This window comes from Dinghuibacter sp. (genome assembly GCF_035492835.1).
GTDB lineage: Bacteria > Bacteroidota > Bacteroidia > Chitinophagales > Chitinophagaceae > Dinghuibacter.
In genome coordinates, this window is the sequence record NZ_DATJIY010000011.1 from 17,951 (window position 1) to 37,175 (window position 19,225).

Annotated in this window: 12 protein-coding genes; 9 read left to right on the top strand and 3 right to left on the bottom strand. The window is 60.8% G+C overall.

The annotated features are described in order from the left end of the window. Positions 1 to 160 precede the first annotated feature (160 nt). A complete protein-coding gene (locus VL547_RS00835; protein WP_325574148.1) occupies positions 161 to 3,292 on the top strand; it encodes a SusC/RagA family TonB-linked outer membrane protein in 3,132 nt (1,043 codons plus the stop codon). Between the two features lie 11 nt (positions 3,293 to 3,303). Next, complete coding sequence (locus VL547_RS00840; protein ID WP_325574150.1) at positions 3,304 to 5,271, top strand: RagB/SusD family nutrient uptake outer membrane protein; 1,968 nt, start codon at positions 3,304 to 3,306, stop codon at positions 5,269 to 5,271. Positions 5,272 to 5,332: 61 nt separating this feature from the next. On the opposite strand, the gene VL547_RS00845 is transcribed toward VL547_RS00840, so the two are convergent. Then, complete coding sequence (locus VL547_RS00845) at positions 5,333 to 6,370, bottom strand: LacI family DNA-binding transcriptional regulator (RefSeq protein WP_325574152.1); 1,038 nt, start codon at positions 6,368 to 6,370, stop codon at positions 5,333 to 5,335. Positions 6,371 to 6,478: 108 nt separating this feature from the next. After that, positions 6,479 to 7,513, bottom strand: a complete 1,035-nt coding sequence (locus tag VL547_RS00850; RefSeq protein ID WP_325574154.1) for a LacI family DNA-binding transcriptional regulator — start codon at positions 7,511 to 7,513, stop codon at positions 6,479 to 6,481. A gap of 70 nt (positions 7,514 to 7,583) precedes the next feature. On the opposite strand from VL547_RS00850, the gene VL547_RS00855 reads away from it, so the two are divergent. Together VL547_RS00855 and uxuA are read left to right on the top strand one after the other, a co-directional pair. Continuing rightward, entirely contained in the window at positions 7,584 to 9,767 is a 2,184-nt protein-coding gene (locus tag VL547_RS00855; RefSeq protein WP_325574157.1) for a glycoside hydrolase family 3 N-terminal domain-containing protein, read from the top strand. A 19-nt stretch (positions 9,768 to 9,786) separates the two neighbouring features. Further along, positions 9,787 to 10,989, top strand: a complete 1,203-nt coding sequence (gene uxuA / locus VL547_RS00860; protein ID WP_325574158.1) for a mannonate dehydratase — start codon at positions 9,787 to 9,789, stop codon at positions 10,987 to 10,989. Here uxuA and VL547_RS00865 read toward each other — a convergent pair. Further along, the gene (locus VL547_RS00865) at positions 10,970 to 11,422 is read right to left on the bottom strand and encodes a hypothetical protein (RefSeq protein ID WP_325574160.1); all 453 of its coding nucleotides are present in this window, start codon (positions 11,420 to 11,422) and stop codon (positions 10,970 to 10,972) included. The two genes, uxuA and VL547_RS00865, sit on opposite strands and share 20 nt — an antisense overlap. A gap of 80 nt (positions 11,423 to 11,502) precedes the next feature. Between VL547_RS00865 and VL547_RS00870 the strand changes: the two genes are divergently transcribed. From VL547_RS00870 to VL547_RS00890, 5 genes are all read left to right on the top strand, one after another. After that, positions 11,503 to 12,309 (top strand): glutaminyl-peptide cyclotransferase, encoded by an 807-nt coding sequence (locus tag VL547_RS00870; RefSeq protein WP_325574162.1) that lies wholly within the window; start codon positions 11,503 to 11,505, stop codon positions 12,307 to 12,309. A gap of 174 nt (positions 12,310 to 12,483) precedes the next feature. After that, the gene (locus tag VL547_RS00875) at positions 12,484 to 13,227 is read left to right on the top strand and encodes an NUDIX hydrolase (protein WP_325574164.1); all 744 of its coding nucleotides are present in this window, start codon (positions 12,484 to 12,486) and stop codon (positions 13,225 to 13,227) included. Between the two features lie 104 nt (positions 13,228 to 13,331). Beyond that, positions 13,332 to 14,018, top strand: coding sequence for a FadR/GntR family transcriptional regulator (locus VL547_RS00880; RefSeq protein ID WP_325574166.1), 687 nt, complete (start codon positions 13,332 to 13,334; stop codon positions 14,016 to 14,018). A 303-nt stretch (positions 14,019 to 14,321) separates the two neighbouring features. Beyond that, entirely contained in the window at positions 14,322 to 17,669 is a 3,348-nt protein-coding gene (locus tag VL547_RS00885; protein WP_325574168.1) for a SusC/RagA family TonB-linked outer membrane protein, read from the top strand. Between the two features lie 11 nt (positions 17,670 to 17,680). Continuing rightward, positions 17,681 to 19,219 (top strand): RagB/SusD family nutrient uptake outer membrane protein, encoded by a 1,539-nt coding sequence (locus VL547_RS00890; RefSeq protein WP_325574170.1) that lies wholly within the window; start codon positions 17,681 to 17,683, stop codon positions 19,217 to 19,219. Positions 19,220 to 19,225 lie beyond the last annotated feature (6 nt).

Below are 19,225 nucleotides of genomic sequence, written 5' to 3' on the forward strand. Positions count from 1 at the left end.
AAAAACGATTGTTCTATGCTGCCAAAACTACGCCAGGACAGGATTCTGTCTCTTCGGGCGACACAGCCGGTGCTCACCGGTATGCTTTCCCCTCCACTCAAAAACGCCCCGTCCCAAGATTAACCCTATTCCCACGACATATCAATAAACTAAACTTTCTATGCGAAAATTGACTTTGCCAAAGAAAATTATTTCACTCATAATGGTGGTGGCAGCTGGCCTGTTTTCATCTTCCCTGCTACTGGCGCAAAGCAGCAGCAGCGGTAGCGGCCCCGTGCATGGTCAGGTGACCGATTCGACCGGGAGCCCCGTCAGCGGCGTCTCCGTTTCCGTCGTCGGCAGCCGGAACGGCACCACTACCGATAAGTCGGGCAGCTTTACCCTCCGGGCGGCAAAAGGACAGACCCTGGAGGTTTCCAGCGTTGGCTACCGGACGGAAAGGGTCGTTTATTCCGGACAGGCCCTCGTAACCATATCCCTCCACCAGGTCAATGCGAGCCTCAACGACGTGGTCGTGATCGGGTATGGCGTCCAGCGGAAGGAGGCCGTCACCGGGTCGGTTGCTTCGATCAATGGCGATAACCTGCGCGCGGTTCCGACCGTCGACGTTTCCAATGCGCTGCAGGGGCGGTTGCCCGGCGTCGCCATCCAGCAGACGTCCTCCCAGCCCGGGGCGGCAACGCAGATCCGCATCCGCGGCGTGCGGTCCCTGACGGCCAGCAACGACCCATTGGTTGTGTTGGATGGGATCCCGTTTCCGGGGCAGCTCACCGACATCGACATGAACGACGTCAAGAGCATCGACGTCCTCAAGGACGCCTCCGCGACGGCGATCTATGGCTCGCGGGGCTCCAACGGCGTCATATTGATCACGACCAACCGCGGTGCGGGCAACCAGGAACCCCGTGTGGCGATCAATGGCTACTATGGCTGGCAAAAGGCCATCGCTTTTCCGATGATGAACGGCGCCCAGTTCACCGCCCTTCGCACGGCCGCCAAAGGGGTCGTCGTACCCAACCAGCAGAACGGCTCCATCGGCCTGGGCACCGACGAAAAATTAGGCACCAATACCGACTGGCAGAAATTGCTGTACCAGACGGGGAATGTCACCAACGAAGACGTCAGCGTCTCGTCGGGCGGCAAGAGGGGCAGCTATAATTTCGGCGCTTCCTATTACCGGGATCAGGCGGTGATACCCACGTCGAACTACCAGCGCCTGGCCTTTCACGGCTCGGTCGACCAGCACCTCGGGAAATACATCCACGTCGGCTTTACCACCAACAACAACTATAATGTTACGCAAGGGAGTCAGGTAAGCCTCTACAATAACCTGTCCGCTTCGCCGCTCGCCAGCCCATACGATTCCAGCGGGAACACGAAATACTTCATCGCGATGCCCCTGGACCAGATGTGGGTCCAGACCCGGCACGTGCTGGACAGCCTCAGGAATAATTACATGAGCCAGACAAAAGCCTTCGCCTCCTACAACTCAGCCTACGCAGAGGTCAGGATCCCCGGGGTGGATGGATTGGCTTACCGCGTCAACGCCGGTTTCAACATCAATATCGCTAACGGTGGCAGCTATACGGCGCAAGGCGTCAACAGCACCAACCCGACCGCGCCTTCCACCGCGTCCACGAACTATACGACGGGCACCGACTGGACCGTTGAAAACCTGCTGACCTACGACCGCTCGTTCGGAAAGAGCCAGTTGAACGTGCTGGCCTTGTATTCGTCGGAACAGACCCAGGCCCACGGTACGTCTATCGGGGGCATCGGCATCCCTTCGGATGCCTTCCAATACTACAACATCGGGGCCGCCAGCCAGGAAATCGACGTATTGCCGGCCAATCAGTCCTACACCGAGCGGGGGCTGTTGTCCGGAATGGGTCGCATCATGTACGCCTACGACAACCGGTACATGATCTCCGGTACCGTCCGGTCGGATGGCGCCTCGGTACTGGCCCCCGGACACCAGTGGCATACCTATCCGGCCGTCTCCGCGGGCTGGAACCTCGGCAACGAGTCGTTCATGCGCGGCGTCACCGTCATCAATGCCCTGAAGCTCCGGGTGGGCTATGGCCAGACCTCCAACCAGTCCGTCGCCCCCTATTCCACGCTCGGCTTGCTGAGCACCAACCCGTATAACTTCGGGCCCAGCAACTACGCCACCGGGTATTATGTTTCGCAGCTCCCCGACCCGCTGCTGACGTGGGAATTTTCGAAGACCCAGAACTACGGCGTGGACTTCTCCCTGCTGAAAAACCGCCTGACGGGTACGGTCGAATACTACATCACCAAGACCAACGGCCTGCTGCAGAGCGTTGGATTGCCGCCGACGTCGGGTGTTACGAGCTACACCGCCAACGTTGGCAATACCCAGAACAAGGGCGTGGAGCTGGCGTTGGACGGCATCGTCCTCCAGACCAGGAGCGGCCTGACGTGGGAAGTCGGGGTCAACGTCGCCGTCAACCGCAACAAGATCACGCACCTGGCCTCCGGCGTACAGAACGATGTGGGCGACTCGTGGTTCGTGGGGCACCCGGTCAACGTGGTCTACGACTACAAAAAGATCGGGTTATGGCGTACCGCCCAGGACAGCACGTCCGGTTACGAGGGGACCCTCCAGCCCGGCAGCAAGGTGGGGGATATCAAGGTGCAGTACACCGGCGGATACAAATCCGATGGCACCCCCAACCGGGCCGTCGACGCCGACGACCGGCAGATCATGCAGGTCGATCCCAACTTCACGGGCGGCTTCAACACCACCCTTCGGTACAAAGGTTTCGACCTGACGGCGGTAGGCATCTTCCAGGGTGGCGGTATCCTGATCTCTTCCCTGTATGGACCGTCCAGCTACCTCAACCTCATGAGCGGACGCAGGAACAATATCAATGTTGACTACTGGACGCCCACCAATACCGGTGCCAAGTATCCCAACCCCGCCGGCTTCAAGAGCGGCGACAACCCCCAATACGGTTCCACGCTGGCCTATTTCAAGGGCGGATATATGAAACTGAGCACCGCGACACTGGGTTATAGCCTTGACCGGCAGCCGTGGTTCAGGAAGCTGGGTATCCCCCAGCTGAGGGTCTATTTTACGGCGCAGAACCCGCTGGTGATGTTCTCCCCCTATCACAAGGAAACCAAGCTCGACCCCGAAACCAACTCGCCGGGCAACCAGTTTCAGGCGGTTACAACCAGTCTGCCCTATCCCACCCGCACGCTGATCCAGGGGTACAACACGCCGTCGACGCGTAATTATATACTGGGTCTCAATCTGACATTCTAAAACCGACAGTGATGAAACGAATCTATATAACATTGACCGGCGCCCTGTTCCTGAGCGGCTGCTCTAAGATCCTGCAGGAGACGCCCCGTACTACCTTTACGCCGTCCTTTTTCGCCACCCAGGCCGGGGTGGTGGGCGGTCTTACCGAAATGTACGACCACCTGCGGTATATCTATGGCCAGGGCTATTACTACAACACCTGCGAGACCGGTACGGACGAGGCCACCTACGGCCAGAGCGCCGATGCGAACTTCCTGGTCATGGACATGACGGGCCAGGGCGTGATCGATGCCAACTCCAGCCGTTCGGACGTGATTTGGAATACGTGCTTCACCAACATCAACACGGCGAGCGGCGTCATCCAGTACGGCACCCAGGCGGGCGTCGACAGCTCGGTGACCACCGAGGCGAATTTTTTCCGGGCGTTCGATTATTTCCTGCTGGTGCAGACCTTTGGCGGCGTACCCCTGGACCTCGGCGCGGGTGTACTCCAGTTCAACACCAATCCCGTGGCGTCCTCCACGCGCAACACAGTGCCGGACGTGTATACCAAGTGTATCTTTCCCGACCTCCAGGCGGCCATCCGGCACCTGCCGATGACCGCGCGGTTGACCGGGACCGTCACCAGGCCGGTGGCCCAGCTGTACCTCGCAAAGGCTTACCTGACCTATGCCTGGTGGCTCTCGAACCCGGGCAACATACCCACTTATCCGCAGGTGGGCCGGACCGACCCCAACGGACAGAGCGCTTCGTATTACTTCCAGCAGGCGTATAACCTGGCGGCGACGGTCATCGAAAACCCGGGCCCGTACGGGCTGCAGCCCACGTATTACGACGTCAACGTGGGGTCGAACGACCGGAACAACGAGATCATGCTGTATGCCGACCGCACCCAGAACAGCCAGCAATACAACGCGGCCAGCCTGACCTACAGCAACGGCGGCGCGCCCGATAACTTCTCGGTCTGGATGATGACCTGGAACTACCCGGTCATGACCAGCAGCAGGACGAACGGGTCATGGACCAATGTGAACTCCGTGCAGCGTACCTCGCAGCAGTGGGGAGGCCGTCCGTATATCCGCATGTGTCCGACGATCGACGCGATCGAAAAGACCTTTGCCGACAAGACCAACGACTCCCGCTATGACGGAACGTTCGCGACGGTGTACCGGGGGGACTGGAACCTGGCCGGCATCACCGGTTCGCTGTACAACGCCAACTTCCTGACCGTGAACCCGGGCGACTCCATCCTGAGCTTCCTGACCGATGAGCCGCCCGGTGGGCCTTCGGCTATCGACTACTCCAATTCGGTCTACAAAAGCAGCATCGGCGCGGGCGTGCTCCCCGGCAGGGCCGACTTTGTCATCGACCCCGAGGGCATCAGCCGGATCGTCTACCCGGGACTTTGGAAACTGGGCGTATACCGTACCGACAACAACGGTGGACTCGGCAACCCGAACGCCGCCAGCACCCGTCCCTTTAACATCACCAAATTCTCGGAAGCCTTCCTGATCGCCGCCGAGGCCGCGGTGGAAGGGGCGTCCACGTCGGCCGTAACCGGTACCTACGCCAATGACGGCACCGCGTATGGATTGGTCAACGTTCTCCGCGCGCGGGCGGGCAAATGGCGCTTCAACAACGCCCACAACACGACGTGGGTGGTTGACAACAGCGCCGCCATGATCGCCGCGACCCCCGCTACCATCGACATCAACTACATCCTGGCGGAACGGTCCCGCGAATACTACGGCGAGGGCTACCGCTGGTATGACCTGATCCGGACCCAGCAATGGGCCAATTTGTCGACTACCTACCGGATTTGCGATAAAACCTACGGGGCCCACACCCCGCTGACGATCACCCGTACGATCCAGCCCTACCTGTGGCTGCGTCCCATCCCGCAGGGGCAGCTGGACGCCATGCAGGTCAGCACCGACGTAAAGAACGCGTATCAGAATCCTGGATACGTGGGACAGTAAAACAGTTGGAAAAATCAAACATAGGGCGGTGGCTTCGGCTGCCGCCTTTTTTTGTGGCGGCTTAGCGCGCCGCGGTCATCCGTAACGACGACCCCCGCACGATCAAATCGGCCTTCAGCAGGATCGTATTCGTGGCATCGATACTCGACTGCCCCGCCAGGTGATGCACCAGGTTCCGCGCCGCTACCATCCCCATCTCATACCCGGGATAGTTGATGGTGGTCAGGTTGGGCTCCACCACGGTGGACACGGGGTCGTTGTTGAACCCCACGATCGCGATGTCCTCCGGCACGCGGACGCCGCTCCGTTTCAGCGCCAGCAAACACCCGACGGCCGCGTTGTCGTTGGCGACAAAGACCCCGTCCGGCAGGGGACGCATCCGCAGAACGGCGGAGGCCGCCTCCGAGCCCGCGTCCTGGCTGAGCGAATTCCGGATCACATCCTCCTCCCGGAAGGGCAACGCATGATCCAGCAACGCCTCGCGATACCCGCGTATGCGGTCCTTATACACATTGCTTCCGGAGTCCGCCGTCACATGCACGATCCTCCGGCAACCCTGCGCCACGAGGTGCGCCGTGGCCTCGTACCCCGCTTTGCGGTTATCGATCAGGACGTTTGTCCAGTGGTTGTCGTCCGCCACGCGGTCGAAAAAAAGAAAGGGGATGCGTTTGCGCTGGAAAATGTCGAAGTGCGTGGTATCGGTGGTGTCGTAAGCGAGGGATACCAGCAGCCCGTCCACCCGGTTGTTAAACATCGCCCGGACGCTTTGGGCTTCGCGCGCCGCCGATTCCGAGGATTGACTGATAATGAGATTATACCCCGCTTCGTTGGTCACTTTTTCAATCCCCGCGATCACCGTCGACATAAAGTAGCTGTTCACCCGGGGAATAATCACCCCGATCATATGGGTCCTGCGGTTGCGGAGGTTGCGGGCGAAGTGGTTGGACCGGTAGCCCAGCTCCTCGGCCAGGTCGATGATCCGTTTTTTGGTTTTTTTGCTGACCACCGGATCATCCTTCAATGCACGGCTTATCGTCGCTACGGAGATATTCAGGGCCTTGGCCAGGTCGTATATGGTAACGTCTTTGTCCTGATCCATTCCACTAAAGTACAAGGAAAAATGTAATCGGTTACATTTTTTTATCTATTTTAGAGGGGCCGGTGGTCACTGGCATCGGTTGTTATGGCCGCCCAAAGTGTTTACTTCTTAACGATGCTTCAAAGAGGACGCGCGCACGATCAGTTCCGACCGCAGGAGAATGGTATTGGTGGCTTCTATGGAAGAAAGCCCGCCCAGGTGCTGGATCAGGTTCCGCGCCGCGATCACGCCCATTTCATACCCGGGGTAGTTGATCGTGCTCAGGTTGGGTTCCACCACCATGGAAACGGGGTCGTTGTTGAACCCCACGAAGGCGACGTCCTCCGGGATGCGCACCCCCGCCTGTTTGAGGGTCAGCAGGCAATGCACGGCGGAGTTGTCGTTGGCGACAAAAACGCCATCCGGACGCGGTTTCATGGCCAATATCCGGCCCGCGGCCTCGACGCCGGCTTCCGGCGTGAGGTTGTTTTGGATGACGTATTCCTTGCGAAAAGGGATGTCGTGCTCCTCGAGCGCCTGCCGGTAACCCGCCAGCCGGTCGCGGTAGACCTTTTGGGTGGACGCGGCGGTCAGGTGGACGATACGCCGGCAACCCTGGGCGATCAGGTGGGCGGTGGCCTCGTAACCGGCTTTGTGGTTGTCGATCAGGATGCTCGTCCAGCGGTTGTCGTCGATGACCCGGTCAAAGAACAGGAAGGGTATCCGTTTGCGGTCGAAAATGTCGAAGTGTGTGGCGTCGGTCGTATCGTACGCCAGGGACACCAGGAGCCCGTCGACCCGGTTGTTGAACATGGTTTTGACCGCCTCCTTTTCCCGGTCGACGGACTCGGAGGACTGGCTGATGATCAGGTTGTAGCCGGCTTCGCTGGTGACCTTTTCGATACCCGCGATGACCGTGGACATAAAATAGCTGTTGACGCGGGGGATGATCACCCCGATCATATGTGTGCGCTGGCTGCGGAGGTTGCGGGCAAAATGGTTCGACCGGTAGCCCAGCTGCTCGGCCAGGTCGGTGATCTTTTTCTTCGTCTTTTTGCTCACGACGGGATCGTCCTTGAGCGCCCGGCTGATCGTGGCGACCGATATGTTCAACTCCCGCGCGAGGTCATAAATAGTAATTTCTTTTTCAGGATCCATCGGCATGGTCACGTGTCTTGGATGTAAACTTACAATAACTTATCTTGCTCACCGTCAAATTCAACCCATATCAACGATGAACGGAATTGTACGGACCGCCGCATGGGCGGTCCTTTCCCTGCTTGCAGGTACCGCCCCCGCCGCCGCGCAGCGCTATCTCGACCCCTCCCTTCCCACGCAGACACGCGTCTGGGACCTCATCAGCCATATGACTCTGGAAGAAAAGGTCTCCGAGATGATCAGCAGCGCCCCAGCCGTCCCGCGTTTACACATCCCCGCCTATGACTGGTGGAGCGAGGCCCTCCACGGCGTCGCCCGTTCCGGTACCGCCACCATCTTCCCCGAGCCCATCGGTATGGCCGCGACCTTTGACGACAGCCTGCTCCACCAGGTCGGCAACGCCGTCTCCGACGAGGCGCGCGCCATGTTCAACGCCGCCATTAAGGAGGACTACCATCAGCGTTTTGGCGGCCTCACCTTCTGGACGCCTAACATAAACATCTTCCGCGACCCGCGATGGGGCAGGGGACAGGAGACCTATGGCGAGGACCCCTTCCTCACCGCCCACATGGCTACGGCCCTGGTCACCGGTCTCCAGGGGAACGACCCGCACTACCTCAAGGTCGCGGCCTGCGCCAAACACTACGCCGTCCACAGCGGCCCCGAGGCGCTTCGCCACACCTTCAACGCCGAGGCGTCCCCGCACGACCTGTGGGACACGTACCTCCCCGCTTTCCAGGCGTTGGTAAAGGACGCCCACGTCGAAGCCGTAATGTGCGCCTATAACCGCACCAACGACGAAGCCTGCTGCGGCAACACCTTCCTGCTCCAGGACGTCCTCCGCGGCCAATGGGGCTTTAAGGGGCACATCGTCACCGACTGCGACGCGCTCGAGGACATCTACCGCGGCCACAAGCTCGAAGCCGACCGCGCCCACGCCGCCGCGCTGGCCCTCAAGCGCGGCGTCAACCTCAACTGCGGCGACACCTACCTGGCCCTCGTCGACGCCGTCAGGCAAGGCCTGGTCACCGAGCACGAGATCGACAGCTCCCTGGCGATCCTGCTCACCACCCGGTTCAAGCTCGGTCTGTTCGACCCCGCCGGCCGCAACCCCTACGACCGCATCCCCGTCAGCGTCGTCAACAGCCCCGCCCACCGGGCCCTGGCGCGGGCCATGGCCGAGAAGTCTATCGTTTTGCTCAAGAACAACGGCGCGCTGCCGTTAAAAGACAACCTCAGCACTTACTACTGCGCCGGTCCCAACGCCGCCGCCACCAACGTCCTGATGGGGAACTACTACGGCGTCAACCCGGGCCTCGTGACCATCCTGGAAGGCCTCGCGGGCCACATCCGCCCCGGCAGCCAGATGCAATACGCCCAGGGCGTCCTGCTGGACCGTCCCAACATCAACCCCATCGACTGGGTCACCGGCGACGTCCATAGCTCCGACGCCTCCATCATCGTCCTCGGCATCTCCGGCCTCCTCGAAGGCGAAGAGGGTGAATCGCTGGCCTCCCCCTCCAAGGGCGACCGCCTCGACTACAACATCCCCCAGGCCCAGATCGACTTCCTCCGCAAGTGCAAGAACGGGAACAAGCACCCCGTCATCGCCGTCATCACCGGCGGCAGCCCCATGAACCTCGCCGAGGTCCAGGACATCGCCGACGCCGTGCTGCTCGTCTGGTACCCCGGCGAAGAAGGCGGGAACGCGGTCGCCGATGTGATATTCGGAAAGGTTTCCCCCTCCGGAAAACTGCCGGTTTCTTTCCCGAAATCCTTCGATCAGCTTCCCGCCTATACCGATTATTCGATGAAGGGCCGCACCTACCGCTACATGGACGCGGACCCGATGTACCCGTTCGGTTTCGGTCTCAGCTATACGACATTTTCGTTCCACGACCTGTCGTTGCCCACCACCCTCCACAAAGGCCAGCCCCTCCAGGTCGCGGTAACGGTCACGAATACCGGCCACCGGCGCAGCGACGAGGTCGCCGAGCTCTACGTGACGCACACGGGCGCCGGCATGGACGCCCCCCGCTACGCCCTCAAAGGTTTCCACCGCATCAACCTCGCCCCCGGCGAAAGCCGCCGCGTCCGTTTCACCCTGACCCCCACCGACCTCTCGCTGGTGAACAGCGAAGGCCGTCAGGTCCAACCCACCGATGACATCACCATCGCCGTCGGCGGGTCGCTCCCCGACGCCCGCAGCCAGGCGCTTGGCGCGGACCCCACGGTGTCAAAAACCATCCATGTGGAATAGGTCCCTTATTTTTGACGATATGAAACTCATGGAACAAACAATGCGCTGGTTCGGCCCGAACGACCCCGTATCCCTCTCCGACATCCGCCAGGCCGGCTGCACCGGTGTCGTAACCGCCCTCCACCACATCCCCGTCGGCGAGGTATGGAGCGTCGACGAGATCCGCAAACGCAAGGACGCCGTCGAAGCCGCCGGTCTCACCTGGACCGTCATCGAGAGCCTCCCCGTGCACGAGGACATAAAAAAACAAAGCGGCCTCTACCGCCTCTACATCGAAAACTACAAGGAAAGCCTCCGCAACATCGCCGCCTGCGGCCTCAAGGTCGTCACCTATAACTTCATGCCCATCCTCGACTGGATGCGCACCGACATCAACTACGTCGTCGCCGACGGCAGCAAGGCCCTGCGTTTTGAAAAGTCCGCCTTTGTCGCCTTCGACCTCTTCCTGCTCCGCCGCCCCGGCGCCGACGAGGACTATACCGCCGAAGAGATCGCACAGGCCGAGGCCCGCTTCGCCACCATGACCGGGGCCGAAAAGGAAACCCTTTACCGGAACGCCCTGCTCGGTCTCCCCGGCAGCGAAGAACGCTTTACCGAAGAACAGATCCTCGCCGCCCTCAAGACCTACTCGCTCATCGACGCGGCCAGGCTCAAAAGTCACCTCTTCCACTTCCTGAAGGCCGTCGTGCCCGTCGCCGAAGAGCTGGGTCTCCAAATGGCCATCCACCCCGACGACCCACCCTTCCCGATCCTGGGCCTGCCCCGCATCGTCTCTACCGAAGCCGACGCCCGCGAGCTCCTCGACGCCGCGCCTTCCCCCGCCAACGGCCTGTGTTTTTGCACCGGCTCCTACGGCGTCCGCCCCGACAACGACCTCCCCGGCATGGTCCGCCGCCTCGGCGACTCGATCCACTTCATCCACCTCCGCAGCACCCAGCGCGACGCCCCCGGCAACTTCTTCGAAGCCGACCATCTTACCGGCAACGTCGACATGTACGCCGTCGTCCGCGAAATCGTCACCCTCCAGCGCCGCCGTAACGTCTCCATCCCCATGCGCCCCGACCACGGCCACCAGATGCTCGACGACCTTACGAAAAAGACATACCCCGGTTACTCCGCCATCGGCCGCTTACGCGGCCTCGCCGAACTTCGAGGCTTAGAGCTTGGGATATCGCGGAGCATGGAGGAGCAAAACAACCAGCTCACATCGCCGACTGTATAAACTTCTCCTGGGAAAGCGTCAGGTTGATGACGATCGTATCCGGCATATTCGCCGTCGAGAACCGGCAGGGATGCTTTAGCAAAAACGACAGGTTCGCCAGCTCCAGGCTGTCGCACCCCTTATAGGAAACTTTCGCAAATCCGTTCTGATCCGTTGTAAAGAACGCGGTGTTCGCAAGGATCCGGTAGGGTTGCCTGAGCGACTTTATGGTAAACTGGGGTAGGGGAGCGCCGGTGGAGTCAAAGACCCAGATCACGACGCTGTGGCCGGAATGGCCGATGGGGCTGCAATAGGCGCTCTGGACATAAGGGAACTGGTTCCGCACCAGCGGTGGCCTGGCGGGATCATAGCTGTTCGACCCTACTGAAACATCGCTGCCTGTACTATTCGAACAGGAAACGAGACAGAGCCCAAGAACGATAGTTAGCATCATGTATTTCACGGGCGAGGCGGATATTTACCCGCACAGTTTACGCATATTTTAGCAATCCGCCGCATATCTTTGGGCTAAAAATGCCCCGTATTCCCTCGGCCCTCGTTTTAACCCTCCTGGCAATGGCTGCCTGTAACAACCACAAAGAAGCCGAAGAGCCCCAGCCCGCGTCCACACCCACGGTCCCGGCTATCGCCTACCAGGTGATCAACGTCCTGCCGCACGACGCCAGCTCCTTTACCGAAGGCCTCGAAATCCACGACTCGACCTTATACGAAAGCGAAGGTAACTATGGGGAGTCCTCCCTGTCCGCGTACCGGCTATCGGATGGGAAGCTGCTGACCCAAAAGAAACTGGGCTCCGACTTCTTCGGGGAGGGCATAACGGTCCTGGGTGACCGTCTCTACCAGCTGACCTACCGGGAGCACAAGGTTTTTGTCTATCATTTCCCCGACCTGAAGCCCGAAAAAGACATGACCTGGGAACACGAAGGGTGGGGCATGACCAACGACGGCACGCACCTGATCGCCGACGACGGCAGTTCGTACATCTACTTTATCGATCCCGCCACTTTCAAGGAGACCAACCGCGTCCAGGTCACCGACGAGCACGGCCCCGTCGACAACATCAACGAGCTCGAATACGTCAACGGCCAGCTGTACGCCAACCGCTGGCACACCAACACCCTCTACCGGATCGACCCGGCCAGCGGCAAGGTCACCGGCCGCGCCGACCTGGGCGACCTTTTCGCCCAAACCGGCCAGCCCTTCCATCCCCAGGAACCCGGCGAAGACGTCCTCAACGGTCTCGCCTGGTCCCCCCAGACCCAAACCCTCATCGTCACCGGCAAGCACTGGCCCAAGGCTTTCCAGCTCAAGATTTTCTAGCGGCCGCACCGCCGCCGCCCGCCTTCGTCCCGTCCGCTGGCGCCCGCCGCCGCCCCGCCCGTTGCGGGGCCTCACCCCCCTGGGGCATATTTTTTCCCCGTGAGGCAACGCAGGCCTCCCCGCTTCCGTATGTACGTGTGTCCAATCGACACTACTATGGTTATACTTGCGCATATGAACGAAACCGACCACCGGCCCGACCTGGCCGACCTCGTCCATGACGGCGCCCGGCAGTACCTGCGCCACCTGTCGGTCGACTCCGTGATTTTCAGCTTCCACGAGGATAAACTAAAGGTATTGCTCCTTCGCATGAAGGACCTGCCCCTCTATGCCCTGCCGGGCGGATATGTCCACAAAGAAGAAAGCCTCGAGGACGCCGCCCACCGCATCCTCGCCGAAAGGACCGGCCTGGGGGAAGTATTTCTCGAACAGTGCGGGGCCTTTGGGGACCGCGACCGCACCGGCAACGACCGGGCCGAAGGCCTCTACAGCGCCCTGGGCGAAGACCTGCCGCCGGGAAACTGGCTCCGGGAGCGGTTTGTTTCGATCGCGTACTACGCCCTCGTGAACTTTAACCTGGCCCGTCCCCAACCCGGTTTTTTCGACACCGAATGCGTTTGGTGCCCCATCGGCGAGCTCCCCGACCTGGTATTCGACCACCGGGAGATCGTCCGCAAAGCCCGGGAGACCCTCCGGATGCACCTGGACCACAAGCTCGTCGGTTCCAACCTCCTCCCCGAAACCTTCACCATGAACGAGCTCCAGCGCCTCTACGAGGCCATCCTCGGAAGGCCCCTCCTCCGCGCCAATTTCCAGCGGAAGATGCTGGGCCTGGAGATACTCGATCGCCTCGACAAGAAGTTCGGCGGCGGCGCGCACAAGGCGCCCTACCTCTATAAATTCAAACCGACCGCATAACCGCGCGAAACGTCCCCCGCGCGAAATCGCCCCGCGCGAAAACCCCCGCGCGGCGGTTTGATCCTTTTGTCCTACATTTGGGCATAAACTTGCCCACCGGTACTATGGACAATAACCTGGATGCCGACCTCGGTCGCATACCCCACCAAACCATGGCCGACATCGTGGAAACGCGGTTGTTGGAATATCTGAAGAAAAAATCGTTCAAACCAGGCGACGCTCTCCCCACCGAGCTTGACCTGGCGGAGGCCCTGGGCGTCAGCCGCAACGTCCTCCGCGAAGCCCTCAGCCGTCTCCGGATGCTGGGCATGGTCGAAACCCGCAAAAAACGCGGCATGGTGCTCGCCCGCCCCGACATCCTCGGCCCGCTGGAACGCGTCCTCGACCCCCTCATCATCGACCAGCGCACCCTCCGGGACATCTTCGAGCTCCGTCTCACCCTCGAAGTGGGTCTGGCCGACCTCCTCTATCTCCGTAAAACCGACAAGGACGTCGAAGAGCTCGAAGCCATCGCCAAGGACCAGAAAAACCTCGGCGGCGTCACCTTCCGTATCAACAACGAGATCGCCTTCCACGGCAAAATCTACCAGATGACCGGAAACGACACCCTCAAGCGTTTCCAAACCATGCTCCTCCCCATCTTTGGCTACCTCGTAGCCCTCGAAAAAGTCCCCCGCATGGGCCAGGTCTCCCACCTCGACCTCGTCGAGCTCCTCAAGCACGGCACCAAAGAAGAGTTCCGTCAGGGTATGCTCAACCACCTCCAACACCACTTCGACAAACTCGCCTAACCGGCCCTCCGCACAACGCCCTACTGGCCTACTCCCCTGCCGGCCCCCGCCGCTCGTGGCGAAGCATGCGAACTGTCAGGGCGGGGCGTGCGATCAGTTTTTCTGCCGTTTTGCGGGCGTCCGCAAAGCGGCAGAAAAACTGATCGCACGCCCCGCCCGGCCCCCAAGGCGCGCCCAGGACCAAGCAAGGCGGATGTAAGACCGAAGCAACAGAAGGAAAAAAATTTTGCCAAGCAAAATAATCCTCCCATCTTTGATATGTAGGACATAACTACAAGACATCAAAACCCGAAACGATTGCTTATGAAATGGCTCATGCTACTGCTGGCGATAACCCTGGCAACCGCCGCAAGCGCACAAACCGCAAGCGCCCAAACCACCCTCCAGGGAACCGTCACCAACGACAAAGGAGAGCCCCTCGATGGCGCCACCGTCCATATCAAAGGCTCGAAGCTCACCGCCACTACGGGCGCCGACGGCCGGTTCACCCTTAAAACAACAAAGGCGCACCCCACCCTGGAGGTGAGCTACATCGGTTACACCACCCTGGAAATCGAGGCGGAAAAAGGCGACATGCGGATTCCCCTCACGACGAGGGATTCCAAAATGGAAGAGGTCGTCGTCGTCGGCTACGGCAAACAAAGCCGCCAGACCCTGACAGGCAGCGTCTCCTCCCTGGACAAAGAGGTCCTCCAATCGAGACCCAACACGAACGTCGGTACCGTCCTCCAGGGTATGGTGACCGGATTAAGGGTCCAGCAAACCACCGGCAACCCCGGCACCTCCCCGAGCATCAGCTTCCGCGGCGGATCGAACTATGACGGGAGCGGCACGCCGCTGTTCGTTATGGACGGCATGATCATCCCGAACCTGTATGGCGTCAACATGGACGACATCGAAACCATCGACGTCCTCAAGGACGCGGGCGCGGCGGCCATTTATGGAGCCCGGGCGGCCAACGGCGTGGTGCTCCTCACCACCAAGAAGGGGCGCAAGGGTCACACGAACCTGTCCTACAGCACCAAGATGTCGGTCAACTTCATCCGCCGCAACCCCATCACCTATATGGATGGCGCCGATTATATCAACGAAAACCGGCTCGCGCTTGCCAATAAATACCAGGCCGACGAAGCCGACAACAACGCCTCCAACGTCGCCGCCGACATCACCCAGAACACCGGGACCTATGGCTGGGCGGTCAATCCCGCGGACGCGGCGCCCAACTCCATCTATACGACACAGTTACTCACCAACGCCAACCGCGGGCTCCTGGGCAACCCGCTGTGGCACGAGACCGCATCGGCCAACCCGTTCAACCCGGGCCAGATGGACACCATCATCTACCAGGAGCTCTCGCAAAAACGGCTGGAGGGTCTATTGCTCCAGCAGCACGCCCAGCAGGAGAACTACGTGAACTTCTCCGGGGCGAGTGACGCGGGGGCCTTCAGCCTGGGGCTGGGCGCCGTCAACGACCCGGGTATGGTGCTCGGCTCGACCTACCGCCGGATCAACGGCAACTTCAACGGCAGCCTCAACATCGGGAAGCGCATCAAGGTAAACGTAAACATGTCCGCCTACAGCGTACACAGCACCCCGACGTACCAGGGGACCGGCAGCGCCAACTCGACCCCCGGCGGCACGGGCGGCATTCTCCAGCGCGTCATCGGGATCGGGCCGACCATCCGCTTCTTTAACGACTCGACGGGGACCGCCATGGTCGGCGCCAACAACACCAGCCTCGGGAACCCCGCCTACCTGAACAACATATATATCAGCAACACGCTCCAGGAGCGCTACTCCGGTATCCTCAACCTCGAATACGACATCCTCCCCGGTCTCAAGGCCCTTGGCTCCGTATCCGGGTACACGCTCCCCGCCACGACCAACAACTTTACCAAGGCCAATTTTGCCAACAATACGTCGACCACGCTGACGACCACGCGACCCGCTTCGTTTTCGATTACGGATGACCGTCAGTATTCGTACAACGCCTTCCTGCAATACGACAAGCACTTCGGCCAAAGCAGCCTGACCGTCCTCGGCGGCGGCGAGTTCTACGACTTCCGCGAATACAACTACTCCGGTTCCGCCAGCGGCGCCGCGACCGACGCCATCCCCTGGCTAACGGCCTCGACTACCGCGGTGGGCGTGCCGTCCTCCGACTTCAGCGAATGGGACCGCCTGGCCTCCGCCATCGGGCGTGTGAACTACAGTTTCGCGGGCAAATACCTGGTGACCGCGAACCTCCGCTACGACGGCACCTCGCGGCTCGCGGCCAACCGCTATGGCGTTTTCCCCGGGGTATCCGCGGGCTGGAACATGCAGCACGAAGACTTCTTCCAGAAGAGCAAGGTCAGCCAGTACGTCAGTACTTTGAAGCCGCGTATCTCCTACGGAGAAAACGGCAACCTTTCCTCCCTCAACAGCTTCGGCGGATCGAACAACGACCTGGTCTATTACCCGACCTCCCAAATCTACGGCACGGGCGGCACCTATGCGTCCGCCGCCGGCTACAGCGCAGCCACGCTCGCCAACACCGCCCTGAAATGGGAGACGTCCTCCACCTTCAACCTCGGTCTCGACCTCGGGTTGTTCAAGGACCGGATCGTCCTGATCGGCGACCGCTTCGTCCGCAACATCTACAACAAGCTCACCAACCTTTCCATACCGGGGAACACCGGTTTCTCGAGCTACTATACCAACGACGGCCAGCTACAGAACCGCGGTTGGGAGCTCGAGCTCAAGGCCCGGATCCTCGAGCCGCACGAAACGGGGGGCCTCGGCTGGGATTTCGGAGCGCAGTTTTCCACCTATAAGAACTACGTCATCCACCTCCCGTACAACGGTCTGCCCGCCAACCGCCAGGGGACGAGCCCGGTTTGGGATCCGAACCACCCCGGTCAGCTGATGCAAACGGGCGGTCTCCAGGAAGGCCACCGCGTCGGCACCGACGAGGTATGGGCGCCGTCGATGGATGGCATCTACCGCAACCAGGCGGACCTGACCAAGGACGCCGGTCTCTACAACAGCTACCTACCCTTCAACAACAAAAAGCTCCACTTCCTGGGCGACGCGGTCTACCACCAGGTCAACCCCAACGACACCATCGACTCCCGTCAGTTCGTCTTTGTGGGACACACCACCCCGACGATCCAGGGCGGTTTCTCCTCCAACCTGCGGTACAAGGGCTTTACGCTCTACGGGCAGTTCGACTACGCCCTCGGGTTCGTGATCCTCAACGAAAACAAGATCCGCGGCTGGGGCCAGGTCCAGGGTTCGCAAAACGGACCGACGAGCATCCTGGATATGTGGACGCCCCAGAACCCCAACGCCTCGCTGCCCCGGTACGTGATGTATAACTCCGACGACAACTACGGTACCGACGCCGGCGGCTCCAACCCCTTCAAACAGTTCTGGGAAAAGGGGAACTACCTCTGCGTCCGGGAAATAACGCTCAGCTACGACCTCCCCAACAGCCTCCTGAAGGGCCGCGTCGGCACGGTCGTAAAAGGTTTCCGGTTATACGTAACCGGTACCAATCTGGCCTACATCACCAAGTACGACGGCAACACCCCCGAAATAGGCGGTTGGGACAACGGCAGCTACGCCGTTCCCCGGACGATGACGATAGGCGCGAACGTAACCTTCTAAACCCCGCAACAATGAAAAAAACGTTAATAACCATACTCACCGCGGCCATCGCCGCGACCGGCTGCAAAAAGCAGCTCATGCAGGTCGCCCCCCAGGACGCGATCACCAACCAGGCCGCGCTGACCGACACCAGCGCCGCGACCAGCCTGTACATCGGCGTATACAACCGTTTCCGCGGGGAGGTCAGCAACCTCTTTTTCTTCGGGGAAATGCGCTCCGACATCTGGTGCGACGGGATCACCCAGGAGGCCCCCGGCGCGACCTACGTACAGTACTCCGACCAGCAGATCAGCGCCCTCCAGGTACCCTCCAATACCACGAACTGGGGCGGCTTTTACAACGTCCTCTACCAGGTCAACAACGTCATCCAGCTGTTCCCGCAGACAAAGCTCTCCGACTTCACCCGCACCAAATACCTGGCGGACATGTACGGCCTGCGCGCCTATATCTATTACGTCATGCTCCGCACGTGGGGCGACGTGCCGCTGGTCACGCAGCCCATCAACTCCATCGGGAGCCTGTCCTCGCTCTATATGCCGCGCACCTCCTCCGACTCGGTGATGCTCCAGATCAAAAGTGACATCGAGCAATCCCTGACGCTCTACAACGGCAATAACGCGCTCCCCGCCAACCGCGTTTTCTGGAGCCGCCTGGCGACGCTCACGCTCAAAGGAGACGCCTACATCTGGTCCGCCACCAACATGAACGGCGGCACCGGCGACCTGACCACCGCCCAGGCCGCGCTCCAGGAGGTCGAGGCGCTCCAGGGCGCCAAGCTCGGTCTCCAGCCCAACTACGCCGACATCTTCGACCCGACCAAAAAGGCATCAGAGATTGAAAATATCTTCGCCGTCGACTATGAGCTGAGCCAGGCGCAAAACACCAGCTTCACCGACTTCACCGTCAACAATACCCAGGCCACTTCCCTGGTCATCAACCCGTACACCACCCCGACCATCGTTTCCGTGGCCTACCCGTATGTAGCGGGCGCCAGCCGCGCGGGGCTCACCCAGACGCTCATCAACCAGCTCTTCGCCGCCCCCGCCGACCAGCGGATAACGGGGACGCTCACCCTCATGTATGGCAACACGCCCCCCAACTACACCGTGAAGGGCTGTATGCTGACCAAGTGGATCGGCCGCGTCAACGCCGGCGCCCAGCTCTACGACAACAACTTCCCCATCTATCGCTACGCCGACGTGCTCCTGCTGATGGCCGAGGCCAAGGCCAAGCTAGGCCAGGACCCGTCCCCCGAGATCAACCTTATCCGCGCCCGCGCCTACGGCTCGTCCTACCCCGTCTATACCAACGGTACGCCCGACGCCAACCTGCAGGCCATCCTCGGCGAATACCTCCGCGAATTCATCGGGGAGGGCAAACGCTGGTGGGCGCTGCGTCGCGCCGGCGACGCATACGTCTACGACTTTATCAACCCCAAATATCTGTCCGCCGCCACCGCCTCCTCCGGGAAGGGCCCGACGCTGCTGATGCCGCTGTCCCTCGGCGACCTTAACAGTAACCCTTTGCTCAAGCAGACACCAGGATATTAAAAACCC